Raw genomic sequence first — 23,536 nt, forward strand, 5'->3', positions numbered from 1 at the left:
TTATATTATAGCAGAAATATGAATAGAAAGATGCGACATTCTTTTGAATATTTATTCGTTCAAGAAAAAAGCTATCCTTTAAATGAAGTGAACCCTGAAAGCGGGACACCAATTAAAACACCTAAACTACTTGTTCCCTAAATTCTTTAGGGGATAGGTGGTTTAATTTTTCTTGAATTCGCACACAATTGTAGTAATGAATGTATTCTAGCACAATCTTTCGCACAGTTGCGTTGGATACTTTTGTTATCTTTTGTGAATAGAAAGCTTCACTTTTTAAATGACCAAAGAAGCTTTCCATGACGGCATTATCATGGCAATTTCCTCTCCGGGACATGCTGGTGATAATGCCGTTTTCTTTGGCATACGCTTGAAATTCTTTTGCTGTATAAATATTTCCTTGATCCGAGTAAAGAAGGACATCTTTTACTTTTCACCCTCTCATTGCTTGTTTCAATGTTTTCATCGCTAATGTCAGTGTTTGTGATTCGCTGATGACACAACTAATAATTTCACGATTAAAGGCATCCATGATCGTTAATAAATACAAGGTACGCTCTCCAAATAAGAGATACGTCACATCCGTAAACCACTTTTCATTTGGTTTGGATGCATCGAATTGGCGCTCCAATCGATGAGGGGCTACCCTTGGTTCCGCACCATTGATATATTTCTTTTTCTTTCGACGTACTTTTGAAAGAATGTGATTTTGTCTCATGATTCGTAATACTTTTTATGATTGACACACAGTCCCATTTTTCGAAGAGTAGCGGTCACTCTTCGATATCCATACCGGAATTTACGCCTAAGATAGACGTCCTTTACTTTTTCTTCTATAGCATCTTTCAGATCTTCCGTTCGTTGTAACTAACGATAAAATGTAGAACGGGGGAATTCTAATACGTTACACAATTCTTTTACCGTTATTTTTGTTTTTACATTTCTCCATAAAGTAACTACAGTTTCTGGTTTCAGCCCCTTTCGATTTCCAGATACTTTCCCCATACAAGTAATTTTGTTTTTAGATGTTTATTTTCTAAACGTAGCTGTTCCAATTCACTGAGCCCTTTTGGTCCTTTTCCATAAGAATATTGTTTTCCTACAGGTTGTTGAAAACGATACGTTTGATCTGTACGATACCATTTCATCCATGTCTTAATTTAGGAAACATTTTTAATTCCGAGTTTCTCCATAATTGCACGATTTGAATAACCGTCTTTCTTCATTTCAATGACTTTCTACTTTGTTTCTTCTGGGTAATGAACTCTTGTCTTCAAACGAAAAACACCTCCTGAATTTGCATACTTAGTATGCGAATTCAGGAGGTGTTTTTTTCATGTACCACTATTCAGGTTCACTTCAAAAAAAGGATTGCTTTTTCTAAAGTATTTGGAAACTTTTTTGATTTTATCCAAAGAAAAAGATATAAAATAATAGGATGGATTCACGGACGTCTATTACAACAAGCGCGGAGTAATATATCCTAGTTTAAACGATGCGCTTGGTTTCATCACTAACAATATCTATCTCTTTAAGTTTATAGAGCTCAATAGCCATATTAATCTTTAGTTAACTTAAAAATATAAATCACATCAATTTCGTAGTTTAATTATGGGTAGCAGATATTAAATTTCATCATTTAGGTTCATATCCTCTTCTAATACTGTTGTAGTTTCCTATTTAGCGACACAATATCCAAATTTTTTTAACAGATAAAGACTATTAAGAGATAATAGTCTTTATCTGTTAAATTAACTCTAAGATTTTATTAATTATTTGACTTATTTCTCTGTATCCACTGTATTGTTTTTTCTACGTCTATTTCTGAAGAAGGATTATTTCCATATCGGATGGATTCATAAATAGGAATGATATCATTGGTTCTAGAAATTCTATTTAACCATTGCTGTATGGACTCGTGAGAACGCCGTTTTTCATGTAATTGCAAGGTTTTTTCCCATTCAATCAATTTTATTCGCACCGGATCAGTAGGAAGTTGATATAATGGCTTATTAATAATCCCTCCTTTTTTTTCTGTATTAATTTTTTGGTTACTTATATTATATGTTTTGGGCTGTTTCTTTTTTGGGCGGATTTTTTGTCTAAAATATTTATAAATAAAATAAACGATCATTAGAATACAAATGAGATAAAAAACTACAGTAATCCATGTATTGCTAAATAGTGAAATTATAGAATTTAAGAAGTTTTTTTCTTCTGCTATTTTTATTTTTCGATTGATGTGCTTCTTTTGCTCAGTATCAATATGTTTGACATCCTCCATAGGTGTTTCAGGAAGGCCAGTTTCTTCAAATTCCCTTATCGTCTCTTTATACTCTTTCTCGGGTAATTTCTTAAAATAATGTTCTTTAATCACTTTTTGCATGTGTACAACACTAGTGGACATAGTAATCGCACTCATAGAGAAAAAAATAATTATCAAAAATCTTGCACACCACAAGCCAATCTGTATATGCCTTTTACTATTGAACATGACATAAATCCCTTCTTATTCTTTTATCACAACCCATTTTTCACTTCGATTATTTGCTTTCGGAGACGTACCGATAATTAAGGGAATAGCATCTAATTGCTTACGACGAAAACCTGACGTGAAAAAATAAGAAGAAGATACAGGAGTATCCTGTTCTTTAATGGAGGCAAGTACTTTTAGCGTGTTTTGCAACTGCTTTCTGCTATTTCCTAATTTAATGTGTAGCAATCCATTGTGATTTACGGAATTTATCCATAATTCATAAGAACAATCTTGTAATAAAAGTTGCTTACACATACCAGCTGTTATTTCTATTAGTTCCTCTGTATCTTTTCTTATTGACACTCCGTTCTTATTTATTAAATTTAAATAGAGTGCATATTTATCAGATTGTGTTCGTTCGTATTTCTTTGCAGTTATTATTCCTGTTTTTGCCGTTGCACTCCAATGTATAGAGCGGAAATCTTCATTTTCATAATTTTTTATCCCTATTACATTCGTTTCATCGTACAATGGTGAAGATAGAGATTTTCGAAATCCACGCGACCACTCTTTTAATTCTGGTACTTGGATATTAGGTACAGCAGGAAAAATCAAATAAACAGGTGTATCAATTTGACTATACGTTAGATGGCTCATAATGAGACCAAATGGATCAGAAATTACTATTTCAACTTCTTCCCATTTCCCGATTCCCCTTTTCAAGGCTATGGCCTGAATGTCAAATGTTCTTATCTCCTCTCCCTTCATATTGAATTTCATATAGTAATTTGAACCTGTACTTTGATTTTTGTTTAGTGCGTCATGTTTCCAACTTAGTCTATTATCGCATTTAAATCGAAATACTATATTAAATATAGGTAGTATAGTATTATTTGAAATTTTAATTGAACAAATATTTTTTTCTCCTATAAAAGTATTTGGACTACCTTGAATATACTCCCAATGCACATGAGATATTTTACGTACATAAACATGGACAAAAAGTATTAAAAAAATATATAAGAATACAATTGATAAAATCAATAGATTGCTTGAAAATATACATAACACTAGGGCAGCTACTGATACAACTCCTATCATAAGTGGCTCAGCTAATGGAGTGTAAATAAGTGTCCGTTTCATTGCGTATTCTCCACCGGAACATGAAGGCGATTGAGAATTTCATTTATTAGTTCCTCTTTTGTAGTTTTCATTTCACCTTCAATAGTTAAAGTTAATCGATGAGCACATACCGATTTTGCAAGTGCTTGTAAATCATCAGGAGTACAAAAATCTCTTTCTTTTAATAATGCACGAGCCTGAACAGCCCTCATAAATGCTAGGGTACCCCGTGGGCTGACACCAATTTCGATGAGTTCGTGTTTACGTGTCGCCTCAATAATTTCAAGAAGATACTCTTGAACGTCATTCCCCATTAAAACTTCTCTTGCTTGTTGCTGTAAAGCTAAAATTTCTTCGCTTGAAATGACAGAATGTAGATTTTCTAAAGGATCATTTCTTTGGAATCGCTGCATCATCTCTTTCTCAGCCTCTCTAGTAGGATACCCTTGACGTATAGTTAATAAAAAACGATCTAATTGGGCATCTGGTAAAGGGAATGTCCCTGCTGATTCAAGTGGATTTTGCGTTGCAATAACTAAAAAAGGTTCAGGTAAAGTGTGTGTGCTTTTTGCTATAGTAACTGTACGTTCTTCCATAACTTCCAATAACGAAGATTGAGTTCTAGGTACAGCACGATTTATTTCATCTACCAATACTATATTTGTAAATATAGGCCCTAATCTCGTTTTAAATTCTGATTCTTTGACATCAAAAAATTCTAACCCAATCACATCACCTGGTAAGGTATCGGCAGTAAATTGAATTCTTTGAAATTCGGCATCAATACTTTTAGCTAAACTTTTAGCTAAAGATGTTTTCCCAGTTCCAGGAACGTCTTCTAATAAAATATGTCCCTTTGCTATAAGGGCAATGGCTGCTAATTCAATCGACTCGTTTTTACCTACAATTACCCTTGAAATATTGTTGACTATTTTTTGTAATGTACTCATAAAATGCCCACCTATCTATCATCCTATTTTTTGTTTTGCTAAATCTTCCCAAGTCTGTAATTGTAGAGTATCGGTTATGTACCCACGACTGTTAACTATAATTGCTTGCGGAGCGGACCTTATGTTATATAACTGAAAAATATCAGGAGATACCGAGAAAGATAAGTTATGGTTTTTGAATTTTGAAATGTAACTATCATCTAAGTCTTTATTACTAATAAAGAAAATTTTGACATATTCAAAGTTGTAGGTAGAACTAATTGAATCGACAAATCTTTTGCAAGTTGGACATCCTGATGAAATAAAAATTAGTAGTGTATTACTATTGGAATTTGGCCCAACTCTTAATTCTTGCTTAAATTGGTCTTTTAACTTAAATGGTGGTGCAGCCTGTCCAATCTGTAGTTCCTTTCTAAATTTCACATAAGATGAAGTGGCAATTACCCCAGCGAAAAATTTAATTTGATTGGTAAATTTAAACAATAACACCCCTTGAAATACTACTAAAATTGATAAAAGTATTAACGCCATTAAGGTTATTGAATTATTCATCGTATCCCCCCTTATTTATCATTAGTTGACTCAATTACCTCTATAAAGTCGTTTAAGCTTTTAATAATGTAAAGCATAAATCCAGCTTCAGCTATAACAACAATCCATAAAATAATAAAACCCACAATTAAAAATGTATCCATATATTATTCCCCCTTTGTTATTATGTTTCTAATATTGAGTTTGAAACTATATATGATTTTTATAGTTAAATATATAATGATTGTCAAAATTAAATAGGAATGAAGAAATAGAAATTGGTTATTAAAAGAGAAACTAAATACTTTATAATCAAAATTCAACCAAAGTATAAAAATACTAATTATCATTATTACATTTCGGAATACCAACTTCTTTGATATTTTCCCATTTCCAACAACTCCCCCACAACCACAATCGATATTTGTCCTACCCCTAAATAGATTAATTGTTATCGCTATTGTATACATTAGCAGCAACAAGATTGCGAATATTAGGTTAATTTTAAGTAGCAATCCAATCAATAAACAGAGTCCAATTACCAATTCTACTACGCTATCAAACCATGCAAATAATCTATTTGTGGATTCAGGTACTATATTATAGGAATATACAATAGCGTAGTGTTGTTCGAATCTTAGTAATTTATATAAACTAGATGTAATGAAAATATATCCAAAAATAAAGCAAGTTATATTAATAATTAGGTTCATAAATTTGCTCCTTTACTGTATCTTCTTTAGGGTCTATATACTTCTCTTTTTGTGAACTATATAAATTGAAATATTCACCATGTAGATTCAATAATTCATTGTGTGTACCCATTTCGACTATGCCCCCGTCCTTCATGACTATAATTCGGTCAGCCAAATGGCATGCATACATTCTATGAGAAATAAAGATTGTGATTTTTCCATTTGATATTTCTTTGAATTTTTCAAATAGATGTGCTTCGGTATTAGGATCTAGTGCAGATGTAGGTTCATCTAAAATGAGTATCGGTGCTGTTTTAATCAATGCTCTTGCAATAGCTATTCTTTGCCATTGTCCGCCCGATAAATCTGTACTATTGCCAAAGAGCCTTCCCAATTGAGTATTATAACTGTTTGGTAGTTCCGATATTAAACTATGTGATTCTGCAATTTTAGAAGAAGAAATTATGGTGTCTTCGGAAAACTCACAGGAACCTATTGAAATATTTTCTTTAGCAGTTAATTCATATTTAACAAAGTCCTGAAATATAACAGCTATATTGCTATATAAACTTTTCTTTTCTATTCTATTTTTATCTATTTCATCAAAAAAAATCGTGTTATTTGGAACTTCAAAACTTCCAATTAAGCATTTAATAAGGGTAGATTTCCCAGATCCGTTTTCTCCTACAATCACTAACTTCTCGTTCGGAAGAATATCAAAATTTATATTTTTTATTACCTTTTTTTCTGTGCCAGGGTATGAAAAAGATAAATTTTTAACCTGTATTCCTTTCTGTAGTGCTTTTGGAAACAGTTGTAGTTCATTTGTAACACTAATTTCTTGTTCGTCCTCGTAGCCTAGTAGCTCGTACAAATCGGTTATAAACAAATTTTGTTTATATATATCCGCAAGCATTGTTGCTATGGTATTTATTGAGATTTGTGCAATTTGTACCGCACTATTTATTGAGACAAAATCTCCAATTTTTATTGATTTTCTAAAAATAAAAAATAGCAATAAAATTACTGTACCCATACTAATTATGTGATTAATAGAATTAAACAAGATTAATTTATTTTGCTGCCTATTAACTTGCATTAAAATATCGTTATTATTTGCTTTTAATGATTTAGACCATTTTTGAATTAAAAATTCATATGTTTGATTTAAACGTAATTCACGATTCGCTTGGCGATTTACTAATAATGAAAAGATATAATTTTGTTCGCGTGCTTTTGGTGTTTGGAATTTCATCAAAAAGTAATTTTGTTCTCCAAATTTCTTTTGCATAATAAACAGCGGGATAGCTGAGATTATACTTAAAAAAAGAAACAGCCAATGAAATTGTATCAAAAATATAAGCGTGGACACTAAAGTAATACTATTTCTTGTGATTTCTATAATTTTCAATATAGGATCTAAAAATTTATTTCCTATATCCCCCTGAACTCTTTGAAGATGATCATAAAACTTATTATCTTCAAAATATTGATACTTTACCTTTAACACTTTATTTGCAACTATTTTTTTAATTTTATAGTCTATTTTTTGCTCTAATTTTATATTTATCGTTATCTTATACTTATCTAAAATAGTAGAGGTTAAATTAATTAAAAGCTGTAGAATCAAATAGATAATCACATTGGAGATTACTTTATCATTAGAAGTAAATAATTGTTGAATCGTATTTAGTAATTTTTGAGTAATAATTAATGTAAATAAAGGTAATATCCCTTGGAATATATTTATTAATAGAATACAGATTAGTTCTATTCTAGCTGCAGACCATACTACCTTACTAGACTTTAAAAGATATTCAATCCGCATAGCACACCTCCTTTTTTCTGAAAATTTTAAAAAATTACAAAATTTTGTTTTATTCCAAATTATAACATGTTATAATTTGGAATGAAAGGGGGGGAGAATGATATGTTATTAGGTGCTATTTTATGTGATTGTAGTAGAACTTATTGCAGTCCAGATACATATTGTGGGACAAGTGGTAACCCACATCCATATGTAGGGACAGGAAAAAGGTATGTTTGGGACTGTAAAACTGGAGCTGACTGCGGTTCGAATCAAACTGGTTCTAAATGTAATTGTAAACTTTAAAACCAAAACAATGGATTAGTTTATAAACTAATCCATTGTTTTATGTTGACTTATTGGGGGAATATAAATGTTTTACTTTGTACTGTTTATTCTAACATTAGTGATATTTGTATTTACAAATCTATCCCTTAAAAATCTACATTCTAAACTACATACAATAAAATCTGCAAAGCAAAATACTATGGCTTCTAATAGTCTACCTATCAATTCAATTGCTCCAAACTTTAGTTTGGAAACCCTAACGGGGAATATAGTGACATTAGAAGAGTTACGAGATAAACCCGTTATACTCTTAATTGCTGCTGATACTTGTGATGCTTGTACACTAGACATTATTGAATTTAGAGAAGAAGTTAGAAAGTACGGGGATAATTATAACTTTGTCTTAATTGTTGCAACCTCTGATCCTACTACATTAAATGACATGCAATATGTAGAAGAAACCAACTTACAAGTATTATTAGCCACAATGAATTTTATGAAAGACTATAAAATCTCCATGATTCCTACATTTTTATTTCTTGATGAAAGGGGTACTGTTTTAGGATCTCCGTACATAGTAAATCAATTTGATAGATATTATAAACTTCTCGGTAAACCTACAATAACCGCATAACTTCCCACCCATTGTTTTAAAAATATTAAATAAAAATTGATTAAAACTTAATTAATCAAAACAGGTTACAAGTAAAGATATATTACCTTACTTATAACCTGTTTTTGAAACTTCTTCTTATTACCCTCTTATTATACTTTGTTAATTACTATAATTTGACCTGCTATATGCTCAGCACACTTTTGAATTTGGGTTTTAAGATACTTTTCCCTGTATATTAAATGATTTGTTACCGAACTTTCAAATTGTTCACTTAAAATTTGTCGCTGCAATCACACGAAGGAAATGATTCTGCAGAATTAACTCTTCTACATACACAGATACGTGCTATTCACAATCATTTTTTTAAGCACCCCTCATAAAAAATTTCTCCTTTCCCTCTTTTTATCAGTGTTGACACATAGCACACCCTAAAAATATCTATCTTTGCAAACCTCGTTTATAACGACTCGCTTCAAATATAATACGCTCTTCATCTAACGTTTTACATTCGCCATTCCAAACGACACGTTTTCCGTTAATAATTACATCGCTTATATCTTTTCCACTAGCAGCATATACAAGGTGTGATAACACTTCATCCGCTGGTTGTAAATGAGGCTTATTAGACGGATCAATTGTAATGAAATCAGCGCACTTTCCAACCTCAAGTGATCCTGTTTGTTTCATGCCGATTACTTCAGCCGCTCCTTTAGTTGCAAGTGTAAGAGCTGTTTCAACCGGTAACGCTGTTGCATCTTGATGAATACCTTTTTGTAATAATGTTGCGATGCGCATTTCTTCAAACATATCTAAATTGTTGTTTGATGCCACACTATCTGTTGCAATTCCTACTTTCATTCCTGCTTCTAGCATCGCTTTTACATTCGCTATACCAGAACCTAGTTTTAAATTACTATTTGGGTTATGTGCTACTCGAACATCATGTTCTGCTAAAAATGCACGCTCATTTTCATTTAATACTACACCGTGTGCAATAACTGTTGGGCGTTTAAATAACCCGCAACTTGCTGCATATTCTACTGGACGTTTCCCGTACTGTGCTTCAATATCACGTACTTCACGCTCTGTTTCCGAAAGATGAATATGAACCATCGTTTGATTTTCTACTGCAATACGTGCGCATTCTTCTAACAGTTCTGCACTACATGTATATGGACTATGCGGTGCAACCATCGTAGTTAACATACCACTTTCGTTATAGTAGCGCTTCACATATTTCTCAGCTTCCTCAATTGCTTTCTTTTCATCGTCTTTCGTTCCGAAGCTAAATAAAGTTCTTGAAACAGCAGCTCGCATCCCGCTCCTTGATACCGTTTCCATAATTGCATCTTGATCTACTCCAATTGGATTAAACATGTCAGAGAATGATGTTGTACCACTTTTCACCATTTCAAGTAATCCTAATTCCGTACTAGCAACCGCAAGCTCTGGCGTAAACTGACTTTCAAGTGGCCAAATTCTCGTCTCAAGCCACGGTTGTAATAACATATCATCGCCAATACCTCTTAAGAGACTCATTACAACGTGTGTATGTGTATTTACAAGCCCTGGTAAAACCCACTTTCCTTTCATGTCAATTACTTCATCTACTGCAAAATCATTAGCGAATTCTCCGCTCTTTACATCTATAATTTGATCATTTTCTACAATGATATATCCATTTTCTATCACTTCGTTTTGTTCATTCATCGTTACGATTGTAGCGTTTACATAAGTTGTTTTCAAAAGTATTTCCCCTTTCAACTCTATGAAGTTCCCTTTAATAAGTTACCACCATTATAGTAACTTATTAAAGATTAAGAGTCAAAAGGTAATTTCAATTCTTTCATTATCTTTTCCTTCAAAATGCTATATTGTTTTTCATTTGTATCTGCAAATGCTTCTTCCCGGTTTGATTCCACATCCAAATAGTTCAGGTTTTCATTGAATTGAGACTCTGTAAAATCAAACCTATATCCATTTATACAGTTATAAAAGTGCCACTCCTCTCCAACTTTTGTCTTTTTGATTTCCCCTCCGTATATATCTTGAATTACTAGAGCCGTTACACCACACTGTCCATTTGCTGAATTTTCAAGAGTCCACTTTGAACTTGTTTCAATCGACCAGGATTTTATAAGTGCTTCATATATTCTTTTTGCCTTTACATTATCCATTCTCAGCTTCTCCTACTATTAATAGTTTTACACATCATATTTCAAAAGGGGCAGTAATCGGTCCTTAAAAACCGTTGATGATGTCTCTCCGATTAACTTTGCTCCCATTTTCAAATAATATCCTTTTGCATTCGGATCACTATCAATCGTAAAGCTTTTTATTCCTAGTTCATTTGCTTGCTCTATTACAAACTTCCAAAGTATTTTCCCTTTCCCTTTGTAACGAGGATGAATGTATAAGAAATCGAGAGCTTTATCGTTACGTAAAAATGAGAAAAACCCAATCTTCGTATTATCGTTTTCTAAAACATATACAAAATTATTTTTTATGTATTCATCGGTAATTGTTAAATCTTCCTTACAAGCAAGTATGAATGCTTCACTATAGTTCCACGTTGCTTTTGAGTGTAGTGCAAGTTCACTTAATTCATTTGCTTCACTTACTACCGCTTTTCTTATCTTCATGATTCTTTCTCCTCACCTTCAATATGTAACCTATTAAAATGATTCGAAAAAATAATTTAAAAAACCTCTTATTTCCGTAAATAAGAGATAACTTTTATAATTCTTCAGAATAGGTAACAATTTATTAAAAGAAAAAGAACACCATTCCTGAAAATTGGCGTTCTTTTTCTTTTAACCTGTATAGCATATTATATTAAGAATCATTTTTACACTTCTAAACAGTTTCTACTACCTCTTCAAGCATTGTTCCATTTTTAGCATAATTCGTATGCCAAGAAAAAGCTTTTTCTAAAACATGAGGAGTTTGTCCACCTCTTGTTTGTGCTTCTTCGTAATAAGCTCTTAGCTGGTCACGATACATTGGATGTACGCAATTCTCAATAATTAGTTCCACTCTTTCTCTTGGCGCTAATCCTCTTAGGTCAGCATACCCTTGTTCAGTGACGATAACATCTACATCATGTTCCGTATGATCTACATGAGAAACGAAAGGAACGATACTTGAAATGTTACCACCTTTTGCAATCGATTTCGTAACAAATATAGCTAGACGTGCATTTCTCGCAAAGTCACCAGAACCACCAATACCATTCATCATCTTTGTACCTAAAACGTGAGTAGAGTTAACATTTCCGTATATATCTAATTCTAAAGCAGTATTAATCGAGATCAATCCGAGGCGGCGAATGATTTCAGGGTGATTAGAAATCTCTTGCGGACGCATCATTAATTTGTCACGATATTTTTCAAAGTTAGAAAATACTTGTTGCATTTTCTCTTCAGAAAGCGTGATCGAGCAGCAGGAAGCAAAATTAACTTTCCCAGCGTCCATTAGATCAAAGACCGCATCTTGTAAAACTTCAGAATACACTTCTAAATCTTCAAACTCCGAATCAAGCATGCCGTGCAATACTGCATTAGCAACTGAACCAATTCCCGATTGTAACGGTGCTAAACTCTTTGTTAATCGGCCTACTTTAACTTCTTCTCGAAGGAACTCTATTAAATGTTGTGCCATAATGACAGTTTCTTCATCTGGAGGAACAATTGTCGATGGTGAATCCAGTTGATTCGTAAACACAATCCCCTTCACTTTTTCAGCAACAATTGGGATACCAATTGTTCCAATTCGATCATCCGTTTTTACGAGCGGAATTGGAAGTCTTTCCCCTTGTTTACCTGGTTCATATAAATCATGCAGCCCCTCTAGTTGCGTAGATTGAGCCATATTCATTTCAATAATAATGGACTTAGCATGTAAGGAAAATGCTAAGGAATTTCCAATTGAAGTGGTTGGAATAATCATTCCATCTTCAGTAATCGCAACCGCTTCCAAAATAGCGACATCTATATCCATAACGTCAGCACGAAGTAACTCTGCTGTATGAGATAAGTGCTGATCTACAAATAAAAAGTCTCCGTTATTAATTCCTTTTCGCATAGTCGCATCGGCTTGGAAAGGCAATCTTTTCCCTAAAATTCCTGCCTCAGCAAATAATTTATCTACATCCGAACCTAAAGAAGCCCCTGTATAAACATTTACTTTAAAAGATTTATCATTCTTCACTCGATTCACCAGCGCAAATGGGACTGCTTTTACATCCCCAGCACGTGTAAATCCACTTAACCCTAAAGTCATTCCACTTTCAATCCATGAAGCTGCCTCTTCAGGTGTAACTACTCGATCTTTGAAACGTTGATCCCTAATTCTATCTAAATTATTCTCCATATGTAATCCCTCTCTCAATGAATATTCATAATTATTTTACACATTAACACTATCGAAATAGGGATTTTTGTACACAATGCCGAAAATTCAGATAAAACAGCGAATCTAGGTTCTAAAGCAGAAAAATTTAGAATCCTAGAAGCTTACGAAAATAGCTAGCGTATGACTGACTCACTGGTACCCTCTCTCCGTTATCCATAGAAAGTACAAAAGTAGAATGTGTATCAGGATAAATCGCTTTAATATGATTAACATTTACAATAAAGGAACGGTGGCATCTAATAAAGGAATCTTTCGGCAACAAGTATTCGAATTCTTGTAACGAGTACTTATGTGTTCCTGTTAACTCTTCTGAATTCACATACGTCTTTTTATCTTTAGCTTCTAAATACATGACCTTTGAGAAAGGAACCGGAACCCATCCGTCTGTTGTTTTTAAAGTAACGACTGACTTCCCATCCGTTAAAGCGGGATAAATTGCCGTCACACAACCTTCAATCTTCTCATTATTTGAAAACGGTACGGCCATTCCATGATAAGGAATACCGAAAACATCTCGATTAATAAACTCAGAAGCTTTTTGCTTCGTTACCATTGCTTTATGAGCAATCGTCCCTTCCTTAATAGGATCCCCGGCGCTAATTTTTAAATCAATTCGTTTACTTGGCCGATAGTAAATATATTCTTTCGTATTCGAAACAGCGATTGATATTTCATCTGAAAATAATTCCCCAACAACATCTAGTAGTATACCTAATGTTTTATCTTCCATAGTATGAACACCTCATTTACTATTATACTACTATTATGAACGGGCAGCTGTTGCTTTTACATGTAGTGCAAGTTCACTTAATTCACTAGCTTCAATTACTATCAATTTTCTTACTCCCATAATTGTTTCTCTCCACCTTTAAAATATGAACTACTAAAGTATTGCCCCAAGCAATAAAAAATCCTTTATTTTATATAACTTTAAATCAACTTGCTTCTTATATTACTTGCATTATAAAATAGAAAAGTATTCTAAAAAACATTTCATTTAGGGGGGAATTGCCTATGCCGTTGGATTCCATTTCAGGTAACGAATATTCCAACATTTAAAGGAGTGCCTGAAATTTGTTAAACCCATATATCAATTCATCCTTATATAAAAATATAGAAAAATTTAATGGAACAATTTTAATAGTCCATAAAGAAGAGACTCTTTATAAACAGTCATTTGGAAAAGCTAATTATAATTGGGACATACCTAATACATCTACAACGAAGTTTCGTATCGGATCAATAACTAAAATCTTCACAGCAGTTTCAATTTTAATGCTGGTGGAAGAGGAAAAATTACAGCTACATGATACTTTAGATCGATTCATTCCCGATTTTCCAAAAGGAAATCAAATTACGATCAAGCATTTATTAAATCATACTGCTCAACATGACTTTTTATTAAAATCTTTACAGCCTCGAACACCAGATGAACTAATACAATGGATTATTGCGTGTCCCTTTGAATCTAGTCCTGGTGAAAAATTCAATTATTCGAATTCAGGATATATTATATTAGGAAAAGTTATTGAAGTTATAAGTGGAATTTCTTATGAGGAATTTCTTAAAAAGAGAATTTTCTACCCACTCTCTATAATAAACACAGGTGTTGATTTGAATCATATGATTCAAAAACATAAAGCAACTGGGTATGAGTTACATCCAAACCATGGCCTACAGAACGCATCATTTATTCATATGTCTAATTCATATTCAGCCGGTGGATTAGTTTCTACAGCCGAAGATTTATATAGATTTGATAAGGCGCTAAAAGAAAATCGCTTCTTATCAAGTAGGATGACGTCTCGTATGCTTACTGCAGAATCTTACGGATATGGTTACGGTTGGAATATTGCTATAACTGAAAAAAATAATAAACTTATATTTCATCACGGAGGAATTAACGGCTTTACGTCCTCCTATTTACGATTAATTGACAAAGAGGCTACAATCATCATTTTAAGCAATGTATCTACACTATTAACATCGACTCTTGCTAATGAAATCGCTTCTTATATAGAAAATAATTTTTAAATCTATTATGATTTGAAAAACCGTTCAGCATTTTGAACGGTTTTTCAAACAATTTAGTTCACCTTAGCCCCATAACATCTTGCTACTGCAACTGCCTGCGCTATATCTAATTTCACATTTTTTAAATCAAAACTTGTAAAATCAATTCTATCAACTATCGCTCCTTTTAAATTTGCACCACTAAGTTTCGCCTTACCTAATTGTGCACCCGTTAAATCCGCTTCACGTAAATCTGCTTTTTCTAAATTACATTCATATAAGTCAGCTTCAATCAAACGTATACCCTTTAACATTTGTTTACTTAAGTTCGCGAACCTTAAATTCGTATAGGACCAATCACCCGATATGATAGTTATTCCGTCTAAATTTGCTTCTTCAAAATCAGAGCCAGTCATTTTACATTCTTCAAACTTCGATACGAATAAATTCGCACCAACAAACTTACAATTCGCAAATGTAGTTCCTTTATGGATAGAAGCGTTAAAAAGAGCACCGGTAAAATCACATTCTATGAAATTACAATTTTCAGTATAAACTTCCGATGCATCTATCCCTCTAAAACGGCATTTTATGAACGTACAATTTTTCAATTCCTCTTCTTTAATCAAGATATCTTGAAAATCTATTTCTACATATTCTTTATTTACAAATTCACTCATAACTATTCCTCCATCTCCTTAAAGAAACCTCACTTCAAAAAAGTGAGGTTTCTTCTCATACAATGTGTCCATCTAACCAAGAAATCAAATCTTGAAATACTTCATCTCGATTTACTTCATGGAACATTTCATGTCTTCCATTTTCATATAAACGCAGCGTTACATCTTTCACATCACATTTTTTATAATTCTCATATACTTCTTTTACACCTTTCCCCATATCCCCAACAGGATCACGATCTCCGGAAAAAATATGTATTGGAAGGTTTTTCGGTGTTTTCTTAAACTCTTCTAGTTTATTTACTTCTAATACACCAGAAAATAATTCTCGATAAAAACTCGTCGTACAAATGAATCCACATAACGGATCCGCAATATATTTATCAACTTGATTATTATCTGAAGATAACCAATCAAATTTCGTACGATTTGGTTTAAAGTGCGAATTGAAATTTCCGAAAGATAAAAAGTTTAGCATCGGACTTTTCGTTTTTTCTCCGCGTAATTTCATCTCAATTGTCGCTACTTTATGACCGATACTTCCTAAAATCCCTGGATTTCCACCAGTTCCTGAAATAAGGAATCCATCATATAATTCACCTTTCAGTTGTACAGCACGTCTTGATAAAAAAGAACCCATACTATGTCCAAGTAAAAATAACGGGCATGTCTGCTCTTTTCTTATCGTTTCTGATACAAAAATAACATCAGAAACAGCCTCATTCCAACCTACATTTGGTTTAAAATGACCATAATCTTCTTCTCTTTTCACTGTTTTCCCATGACCTTTATGATCATGTGCATAAACACCATACCCTGCTTCTAATAACGCAGCAATAAAGTCTGTATAAACATCTGCATGTTCTGTCATACCATGTGCAATTTGAATAATCCCTCGCGGATCTCTTTCTGGTAGCCACTTACGTAAATAAATTTCCGATCCATCCAATGCCGTAACGAAACTTTCCTGTACGTTCATTTCGTCAGCCCCCAACTCTATTATGTATATTAAAAAATGAATATCCATTCATTATTCTTATTATGTATTATATGCAATTGCCTTCATTATGACAAATGACTCACTTTTCCAATTAGCTCTTAAACTAATATATTGACGAATGTAAAATAAAAATGTATAGTTACTTACATAAAGTAATTATTATATTTTGGGGAGGTTTCTATTATGATGCCATCATTATTTTTAGCACACGGATCACCGATGCTTGCTATTCAAGATACAGACTATACAAGATTTTTAAAAACACTTGGAGAAACATATAAACCGAAAGCAATTGTTATTTTCACTGCTCACTGGGAAAGTGAAGTATTAACGATTTCTTCATCAGATAACGAATATGAAACAATTTATGATTTTGGAGGGTTTCCTCCTGAGTTATACGAAATCAAATATCGTGCGAAAGGCTCTTCTAACATTGCATCTATGTTAGAAACAAAATTTAAAAACAAAGGTATTCCAGTCCATCATAATATGACGAGAGGTTTAGATCATGGCTCATGGACACTCTTGCACCGCATGTATCCAGAAGCAAATATTCCTGTCGTCCAAATTTCAGTCAATCCATTCCTTCCTGCAAAAGAGCAATTTAAGATTGGAGAAGCGCTTAAAGGACTTGGAAAAGAAAATATTTTAATAATCGGTAGCGGTGTTACCGTTCATAACTTACGAGCTTTGAAATGGAATCAAACGACACCCGAACAATGGGCAATTGAATTTGATGATTGGATTATTAAACATATGCAGACTACTGATAAAGATGCATTATTTAATTGGGAGAACAACGCCCCTCATGCACAATTAGCAGTACCAAGAGCAGAGCATTTTGTTCCTTTATTTATCGCTATGGGAAGCGGTGAAAATAACGGTGAAATCATTCACCGCAGTTACGAGCTTGGTACATTAAGCTATCTTTGTCTTCAATTTTAAAGAAAAGGATGAAGCAATCGTTGCTTCATCCTTTTTCTTTTTCATTCACTTAGTTAACTAACTTCCAAATGTCGTTTCTCTGATACCTCTTCGTTCTTATTATGAAAATAAACCCAAATGCACGCAATAAATAGTAATGATGAAGTAGAGAAGAAAACATATTGGAAGCCCGCATGTGCTGCAATTTGTCCACCAAGTACTGGTCCAATCATATTCCCCAGAAACTGAAACGATTGATTATATCCAAATATTCGTCCCGTTACATGGGTTGGTGTATGTTGTTTTAGTAGAGTTTGTACGGAAGGTAATAATCCTGCTTGTGCGATACCTAATAAAAATCGAAGAATTAATAGTTGCCAAGCTGAGGTTACAAATGCTTGCGGGATAAAAATAATTCCTGCAGCAAACAACGCTACAACTAACGTTTTTTGAGGACCGATTTGATCTGATAATCTTCCTAGTCTTGGTGCTGCCAAAATAACCGCTAACCCTGTCGCTGACATAACTGCGCCTGCAATCATTTCAATATGAGCTGTTCCTGGGCCTTCTAAATTCTTTACATACAATGTAATAATAGGTTGAATTGACATGTTTGCAAGTTGAATAATAAATGTTGTTACAAACAAACTAATAATTAAATGCTTCGCTGGAACCATCGTCCATACTTTTTTCGTTTGTACTTTTTTTGCTTGAGCGGAGTGATTCTCTTCATGTAGGAAGAAAAAAACGATGAGAAAAGAAAGGAATAAAAAAGCTCCTGTAACAAGAAAAACATGGCGCATTCCAATTAACTCTGACAAATAACCACCAAGTAATGGGCCAAGTAAAGAACCGCTCACGCCACCTGTTGAAATTGTGGAGATTGCCCAACCTGAATGTTCTTTCGGAGTTTCTGCCGCAATAAATGTCATCGCCGTTGAAAGGAAACCAGATACTGCTCCCATTAAAAATCTTAGTGCGACTAGTTGATACACATCCGTTACAAATCCCATAAGCGTCATAATAATCGCCATACCAAGGCTCGCACGAATCAGCATCAATTTCCGTCCATGTATATCACCAAGTTTTCCCCATATTGGTGATACGATCGCACCCATTAAAAATGTTATACCAAATGCAAGTCCCGACCACTGTGCAATACTTGAAGTGCCAGTTACTCCTAATTCCTCAATATAAAAAGATAAAAAAGGAATTACTAAACTCATACCGGCTGCAGTGGTAAAACAACCTAGCCAACAAATCATCAAATTTCGTTTCCAGCTGGCCATTTTCACACCTTCTTTCTTTAGATACCCATTCTACACCCTTTCTTGTAAAAAGTTTAGTAATTTGCTTTATTTGTAAGATTTACTACAAAACCCGCTATTTTCTAGTAAAAATCACTACATCTCTACATTTTTTTCATAAAAAAACCAACTCCCCTATATGAAGTTGGTTACTTATTCTCTATCGGTATTAAACGCGCATTACAATTTCTCTCATAAAACTCAATCGGACCTGCTTGTCCAATAATTGCGTATTCATATCCATCTTGCTTCATACTATGTAAACAACGATGTAACAATTGCTTCCCTACACCTTTCACACGATTTTGCTTTGCTGTGCCCATTGGACCAAACAATCCTTTCTTCCCTCTCACTACATCGTAACAAGCGAAACCTACTATCACTTCTTCTTGTTCTGCTATATAAATAGGTACATTTTCTTTATATGTACGAAATCCATACTCTATTGAATGTAACCAACGTTCACCAAATTCCCCATTAACAAAACTTGCTAATTTTTCAAAATCAGAAGGGTTAGCCTTTCTAACAGTACAAATTAAATGATTATAAGTAGGATCAAAACATTTTAGATCGACCGCTAAATCTCTTGGCTCAGCTAGAATACGTAATATATCTTTTTGTATTTGTGCATTTCCAATAAACGTATCCGTGCGAAATAGTGCATCTATAACATGTCCTTCGTTTATTATTACTTGCTGGAAACGTTCCATACGTTTCTTCGCTATTTGTAAAATTTCTAACGCCTTATAAGATACCTTGTATTGTCCTATTTTTTTATACTCTTGATCCGGTGAATCGTATTGTTTTCGTATCGAAAGTTTTTCTAAAAAATCCGTACCCAAGTTACGAAACAAATGCATATACAACTCGCTGCAAACTCCCGTACCTTCTTTACACATGCCGATAAACAGATGAGTTGGTTGAATAATATTACTTTCTGCCTCTTCTGCTGCAATATGCATTATGTTATGAACACGTTTCGTAAATTGAAATTCCTCCATATGTATCTCTCCCCCCCCTATTACTTTACTATTAAACCGTAACCGTAAATAAGTGAAACAATTATTCCAACTACCAATATACCTGGCAGTAAATTTGCCACCTTAATTTTAATAATACCAAGTAAGTTCAATCCAATGGCGGCTATCATAATACCACCTGTAGCTGTCATTTCCACTATAAATTGATTCATTAATGCTTTCGGAACCAAACTATTAATTTGTGTTGCAAAAACCGCAATACCTCCTTCGTATAAAATAACTGGAATTGCCGAAAACACTACACCAATTCCTAAAGTTGTCGTTAATATAATAGAAATAAATCCATCGATAATCGCCTTTGTAAATAAAATATCATGATTTCCGCGAATCCCGCTGTCGAGTGCACCAAGTATCCCCATCGCACCAATTGCAAAAATTAAAGTAGCTGTTACAAAGCCTTCTGATATGCTTCCTTTCCCTTTCGATCCAACTTTATTTTCTAGCCAATCTCCTAACTGTTTTAACTTTTCTTCTAATTGTAGCCATTCCCCGATGACGGTACCAATTACAAGACTTAGTATGACAACAAGGAAATTTTCACTTTTCAATGCCATTTGAAGTCCAAGCACAGTAACCGCTAAACCGATTGCATGCATAATTGTTCCCTTCATACTTTCTGGAATTCTACTAAATAATTTACCTAGTAAAGTACCAAATATAATACAAATCCCATTTACAACTGCTCCTAATATAACCATTTCTCATTCTTCACCCTTCGAATTCTTTATTTCTATATTTTGGTTTATTCATTGATTTACAGGTTATCTATATGTTAACTTAATATTGAGAATATTAACAAATATTTTTCACTACATAAACCGCAATTTTTTGTAGTTATACATAAAGTGAAACTTTAACTAGCGCGGGTTTTACTGCCTACAAATTGCGGTATAAACTCAAAAGGGAAGGTATTTATGACAACTTTACTAAAACGATTTCTGTTAATAGCCTTTTGCATTACACCAATTGTTTTATTAGTTAACTACTCTTTTACTTCAAAAGCGAAAGACAAATCCGATTTGCAAAACAAATCTAATAAAACCGCTTCAACAAGTGAAAAGAAAATAGAAGACCCGGAAATCACACTCACCTTCTCTGGTGATACAATGTTCGATTGGCAATTACGTCCTGTAATCGAAAAAAACGGGGCCGATTATCCATTCCAGCATGTTAAAGAAGAAATAACAAAAGCTGATATTTCTTTCGTTAATTTAGAGTCAGCATTTACAACGAGAGAAAAGAAAGCTCCTGGACAACTATTTTGGATTAAAAGTGATCCCTCCACACTACAAGCGATAAAAAACACTGGATATGACATCGTAAATATCGGAAATAACCATACTCTTGATTATGGGCAAGATGGATTATTAGACACGATTTCTCACGTAGAAAAATTAAAGTTCCCTTACATTGGAGCCGGAAAAAATGCAAAAGATGCATATACAGCACGTGAAATGACCGTAAAAGGGAAAAAGTTCAAATTTCTTTCCTTCGTTCGATTTATGCCTGATACGAATTGGGTAGCTGGTGACAATAAACCTGGTGTTGCGAACGGATATGATTTAAATCTCGTAACAAAAACAATTAAAGAACAAAAGCAAGATGCAGACTATTTAATCGTCTATATGCATTGGGGCGTTGAAAAATCAAATCGTCCGGTAGAATACCAAAAGCAATATGTTCCTAAAATGGTTGAAGCAGGAGCTGACGCAATTGTCGGAAGTCACCCACATTGGCTTCAAGGATTTGAGTATTATAATAAAGTTCCTATCGCTTACTCATTAGGAAACTTTTTATTCCCAAGTTATGTGAGCGGGAAAAGCGCCGAAACTGGCGTATTAACTTTAACTTTTAAAGGAAAGGATGTCCAAATGTCATTCAATCCTTACATCATTCGCAACAACCAAATCTCCCCTGTAAATGAGGACGAAAAGAAAAAAGCTCTACAATATTTACAAACAATTTCAACTGACGTAGAAATTGATGATACAGGGAACATAAAAAACAAACGAAACTAGACACCGCAAGATTTATTTCTCTGTAACATACTTTACAGAATAGGTGATGAACATGCTGAAAGACTTATTAGAAAATGTAAGTTTGTTAGAGAATATTTATAAAATATCTATAGCCGTTCTACTTTTATGTTCATTTTTTTCTGTTAGACTTCTAAAAAAACTAAAACGTGAACGAAAGCTTACTACCTTTGAATTTACTATGTATGTAATCATTCGTATTGCGATATTCTTTTGGTTAACTAGCTTTATCCTTCTTGAATATGGAAAATATATTGTTTAATTATAAAAAGATAGATACAAGCAGCATTTCCGCTGTTTGCATCTATCTTTTTTATTTCAGGTACAACTGTATGTTTCCTCTTTCCTTCTATTAAATAAGTAAATCAAACAAAACAGGATTTTTATTCAGCTCCATAAATTGAATATTATTTTCTTTAAAACGAGTAATTAATTGCTCATAATCCTCTTTATGTTTTAATTCTACGCCGACTAACGCTGGACCATTTTCTTTATTATGTTTCTTAATGTATTCAAAGCGAGTAATATCATCTCCTGGCCCTAATCCTTTATCAAGAAATTCTCTTAGCGCACCTGAACGCTGCGGGAATTCAATGATGAAGTAATGTTTTAGTCCTTCATAAATAAGCGAACGTTCTTTCATTTCTTGCATTCTATCAATATCATTATTTCCACCACTTAGCGTACATACAACCGTTTTACCTTTTATTTCATCTTTGTATAAATCAAGCGCTGCAATAGATAGTGCACCAGCAGGCTCAGCTACAATTGCATTTTTCTTATACAGTTCTAAAATCGTCGTACAAACCTTCCCCTCTGGTACTAAAACAATGTCATCAATTACATCTTTACACGTTTCAAATGTTAACTTTCCTACCTTTTTAACAGCTGCCCCATCAACAAAACTATCTATTTTCTCCAATGCGACATTATCATTTTGAAGAAAAGCCTCTTTCATAGATGCAGCTCCCATTGGCTCTACACCAATAATCTTTGTAGCAGGACTAACACCTTTCACATATGTACCAACACCTGATGCTAATCCACCACCGCCAATTGCTGTAAAAATAAAGTCAACCGATTTCTCCATATCATGCATAATTTCAACTGCCACTGTTCCTTGACCAGCAATAACATACGGATCATCAAACGGATGAACGAACGTCATTCTATTTTCCTCACAATAGCGCTGTGCTTCTTGGAACGAGCTATCAAATGTATCACCAACTAATACAATTTCCGCAAAATCACCACCGAAAAATTGTACTTGCGATACTTTTTGTTTAGGCGTTGTCGTCGGCATGAAGATTTTCGACGGAATCTTCAATAAATTACACGTATAAGCAACTCCTTGCGCATGATTGCCAGCACTTGCACAAACAACGCCGTTTTGTAATTGTTCTTTTGGTAAACTTTGAATTAAATTGTACGCACCACGAATTTTGAAAGAGCGAATCAATTGTAAGTCTTCTCTTTTTACATAAACGTCACAATCATATTTCTCAGATAAAACTGTATCACGTTGTAACGGTGTTTTAATAACGATATCTTTCATGCAATTATGAGCCATTAAGATATCTTCAATTTTCACTCTCTCCTTTACCTTCTGCACCATTTCATATCATCCTTATCTCTTTT

At 33.5% G+C, this 23,536-nt stretch carries 24 protein-coding genes and 1 pseudogene; 6 read left to right on the plus strand and 19 right to left on the minus strand.

The genetic code is table 11. The annotated features are described in order from the left end of the window. Positions 1–121: 121 nt before the first annotated feature. The 8 genes and pseudogenes from BAQ44_RS12070 to BAQ44_RS12105 form a co-directional block, all read right to left on the minus strand. Positions 122–1,226 (minus strand): annotated as a pseudogene (locus tag BAQ44_RS12070) (IS3 family transposase). Between the two features lie 542 nt (positions 1,227–1,768). Next, positions 1,769–2,386, minus strand: a complete 618-nt coding sequence (locus BAQ44_RS12080) for a hypothetical protein (RefSeq protein WP_239584542.1) — start codon at positions 2,384–2,386, stop codon at positions 1,769–1,771. A gap of 123 nt (positions 2,387–2,509) precedes the next feature. Next, positions 2,510–3,619, minus strand: a complete 1,110-nt coding sequence (locus tag BAQ44_RS12085) for a DUF58 domain-containing protein (protein WP_071721801.1) — start codon at positions 3,617–3,619, stop codon at positions 2,510–2,512. After that, the gene (locus tag BAQ44_RS12090) at positions 3,616–4,548 is read right to left on the minus strand and encodes an AAA family ATPase (protein WP_071721802.1); all 933 of its coding nucleotides are present in this window, start codon (positions 4,546–4,548) and stop codon (positions 3,616–3,618) included. The genes BAQ44_RS12085 and BAQ44_RS12090 overlap by 4 nt, the downstream gene beginning before the upstream one ends. 18 nt (positions 4,549–4,566) lie before the next feature. Beyond that, positions 4,567–5,100 (minus strand): TlpA family protein disulfide reductase, encoded by a 534-nt coding sequence (locus BAQ44_RS12095; RefSeq protein ID WP_001065770.1) that lies wholly within the window; start codon positions 5,098–5,100, stop codon positions 4,567–4,569. Positions 5,101–5,111: 11 nt separating this feature from the next. Beyond that, the gene (locus BAQ44_RS31590; RefSeq protein WP_002052178.1) at positions 5,112–5,243 is read right to left on the minus strand and encodes a hypothetical protein; all 132 of its coding nucleotides are present in this window, start codon (positions 5,241–5,243) and stop codon (positions 5,112–5,114) included. 3 nt (positions 5,244–5,246) lie between these two features. Further along, positions 5,247–5,792 carry a MauE/DoxX family redox-associated membrane protein gene (locus BAQ44_RS31800; protein WP_071721803.1) on the minus strand — a complete coding sequence of 182 codons (546 nt, stop codon included), beginning with the start codon at positions 5,790–5,792 and terminating at the stop codon, positions 5,247–5,249. After that, complete coding sequence (locus BAQ44_RS12105; RefSeq protein ID WP_204335721.1) at positions 5,776–7,602, minus strand: ABC transporter ATP-binding protein; 1,827 nt, start codon at positions 7,600–7,602, stop codon at positions 5,776–5,778. Before BAQ44_RS12105 ends, BAQ44_RS31800 begins: the two co-directional genes overlap by 17 nt. Before the next feature lie 102 nt (positions 7,603–7,704). Here BAQ44_RS12105 and BAQ44_RS12110 point away from each other — a divergent pair, with 102 nt between their 5' ends. Both BAQ44_RS12110 and BAQ44_RS12115 read left to right on the plus strand, forming a co-directional pair. After that, on the plus strand, positions 7,705–7,887 hold the full coding sequence (locus tag BAQ44_RS12110; RefSeq protein ID WP_071721804.1) for a hypothetical protein: 183 nt from the start codon (positions 7,705–7,707) through the stop codon (positions 7,885–7,887). A 67-nt stretch (positions 7,888–7,954) separates the two neighbouring features. Beyond that, on the plus strand, positions 7,955–8,503 hold the full coding sequence (locus tag BAQ44_RS12115; RefSeq protein WP_071721805.1) for a peroxiredoxin family protein: 549 nt from the start codon (positions 7,955–7,957) through the stop codon (positions 8,501–8,503). Positions 8,504–8,923: 420 nt separating this feature from the next. Here BAQ44_RS12115 and BAQ44_RS12120 read toward each other — a convergent pair whose 3' ends face one another. The 5 genes from BAQ44_RS12120 to BAQ44_RS12140 form a co-directional block, all read right to left on the minus strand. After that, positions 8,924–10,249 (minus strand): bifunctional S-methyl-5'-thioadenosine deaminase/S-adenosylhomocysteine deaminase, encoded by a 1,326-nt coding sequence (locus tag BAQ44_RS12120; protein WP_116758360.1) that lies wholly within the window; start codon positions 10,247–10,249, stop codon positions 8,924–8,926. Positions 10,250–10,302: 53 nt separating this feature from the next. Next, positions 10,303–10,662: a YunG family protein gene (locus tag BAQ44_RS12125; protein WP_071721806.1), complete on the minus strand. Its 360-nt coding sequence runs from the start codon at positions 10,660–10,662 to the stop codon at positions 10,303–10,305. A 27-nt stretch (positions 10,663–10,689) separates the two neighbouring features. After that, positions 10,690–11,127 carry a GNAT family N-acetyltransferase gene (locus BAQ44_RS12130; protein ID WP_071721807.1) on the minus strand — a complete coding sequence of 146 codons (438 nt, stop codon included), beginning with the start codon at positions 11,125–11,127 and terminating at the stop codon, positions 10,690–10,692. Positions 11,128–11,341: 214 nt separating this feature from the next. After that, positions 11,342–12,856, minus strand: a complete 1,515-nt coding sequence (gene scpC, locus BAQ44_RS12135) for a succinyl-CoA:acetate CoA-transferase ScpC (RefSeq protein WP_071721808.1) — start codon at positions 12,854–12,856, stop codon at positions 11,342–11,344. Positions 12,857–12,983: 127 nt separating this feature from the next. Next, a complete protein-coding gene (locus tag BAQ44_RS12140) occupies positions 12,984–13,628 on the minus strand; it encodes a LytTR family DNA-binding domain-containing protein (RefSeq protein WP_061676664.1) in 645 nt (214 codons plus the stop codon). A 344-nt stretch (positions 13,629–13,972) separates the two neighbouring features. Between BAQ44_RS12140 and BAQ44_RS12145 the strand changes: the two genes are divergently transcribed. Continuing rightward, on the plus strand, positions 13,973–14,932 hold the full coding sequence (locus BAQ44_RS12145; protein ID WP_071721809.1) for a serine hydrolase domain-containing protein: 960 nt from the start codon (positions 13,973–13,975) through the stop codon (positions 14,930–14,932). Positions 14,933–14,985: 53 nt separating this feature from the next. Here the strand turns inward: BAQ44_RS12145 and BAQ44_RS12150 are convergent, their stop codons facing one another. Both BAQ44_RS12150 and BAQ44_RS12155 read right to left on the minus strand, forming a co-directional pair. Continuing rightward, the gene (locus BAQ44_RS12150; RefSeq protein WP_071721810.1) at positions 14,986–15,591 is read right to left on the minus strand and encodes a pentapeptide repeat-containing protein; all 606 of its coding nucleotides are present in this window, start codon (positions 15,589–15,591) and stop codon (positions 14,986–14,988) included. 55 nt (positions 15,592–15,646) lie between these two features. Then, positions 15,647–16,570: an alpha/beta hydrolase gene (locus tag BAQ44_RS12155; protein ID WP_071721811.1), complete on the minus strand. Its 924-nt coding sequence runs from the start codon at positions 16,568–16,570 to the stop codon at positions 15,647–15,649. A gap of 204 nt (positions 16,571–16,774) precedes the next feature. On the opposite strand from BAQ44_RS12155, the gene BAQ44_RS12160 reads away from it, so the two are divergent. Further along, a complete protein-coding gene (locus tag BAQ44_RS12160; RefSeq protein ID WP_063263773.1) occupies positions 16,775–17,536 on the plus strand; it encodes a DODA-type extradiol aromatic ring-opening family dioxygenase in 762 nt (253 codons plus the stop codon). A gap of 53 nt (positions 17,537–17,589) precedes the next feature. On the opposite strand, the gene BAQ44_RS12165 is transcribed toward BAQ44_RS12160, so the two are convergent. From BAQ44_RS12165 to BAQ44_RS12175, 3 genes are all read right to left on the minus strand, one after another. Beyond that, positions 17,590–18,804 (minus strand): multidrug efflux MFS transporter, encoded by a 1,215-nt coding sequence (locus BAQ44_RS12165; protein ID WP_063263772.1) that lies wholly within the window; start codon positions 18,802–18,804, stop codon positions 17,590–17,592. A 167-nt stretch (positions 18,805–18,971) separates the two neighbouring features. Next, on the minus strand, positions 18,972–19,823 hold the full coding sequence (locus tag BAQ44_RS12170) for a GNAT family N-acetyltransferase (protein WP_071721812.1): 852 nt from the start codon (positions 19,821–19,823) through the stop codon (positions 18,972–18,974). A 20-nt stretch (positions 19,824–19,843) separates the two neighbouring features. Continuing rightward, positions 19,844–20,560, minus strand: coding sequence for a DUF554 domain-containing protein (locus tag BAQ44_RS12175; protein ID WP_071721813.1), 717 nt, complete (start codon positions 20,558–20,560; stop codon positions 19,844–19,846). A gap of 216 nt (positions 20,561–20,776) precedes the next feature. Here BAQ44_RS12175 and BAQ44_RS12180 point away from each other — a divergent pair, with 216 nt between their 5' ends. Continuing rightward, positions 20,777–21,880, plus strand: a complete 1,104-nt coding sequence (locus BAQ44_RS12180) for a CapA family protein (RefSeq protein WP_061676656.1) — start codon at positions 20,777–20,779, stop codon at positions 21,878–21,880. Between the two features lie 52 nt (positions 21,881–21,932). Beyond that, the gene (locus BAQ44_RS12185; RefSeq protein WP_063263768.1) at positions 21,933–22,160 is read left to right on the plus strand and encodes a hypothetical protein; all 228 of its coding nucleotides are present in this window, start codon (positions 21,933–21,935) and stop codon (positions 22,158–22,160) included. A 90-nt stretch (positions 22,161–22,250) separates the two neighbouring features. Here BAQ44_RS12185 and ilvA read toward each other — a convergent pair whose 3' ends face one another. Continuing rightward, positions 22,251–23,513 carry a threonine ammonia-lyase IlvA gene (ilvA, locus tag BAQ44_RS12190; protein ID WP_071721814.1) on the minus strand — a complete coding sequence of 421 codons (1,263 nt, stop codon included), beginning with the start codon at positions 23,511–23,513 and terminating at the stop codon, positions 22,251–22,253. Between the last annotated feature and the right edge of the window lie 23 nt (positions 23,514–23,536).

This window comes from Bacillus mobilis, assembly GCF_001884045.1.
Classification (GTDB): Bacteria; Bacillota; Bacilli; order Bacillales; family Bacillaceae_G; genus Bacillus_A; species Bacillus_A mobilis.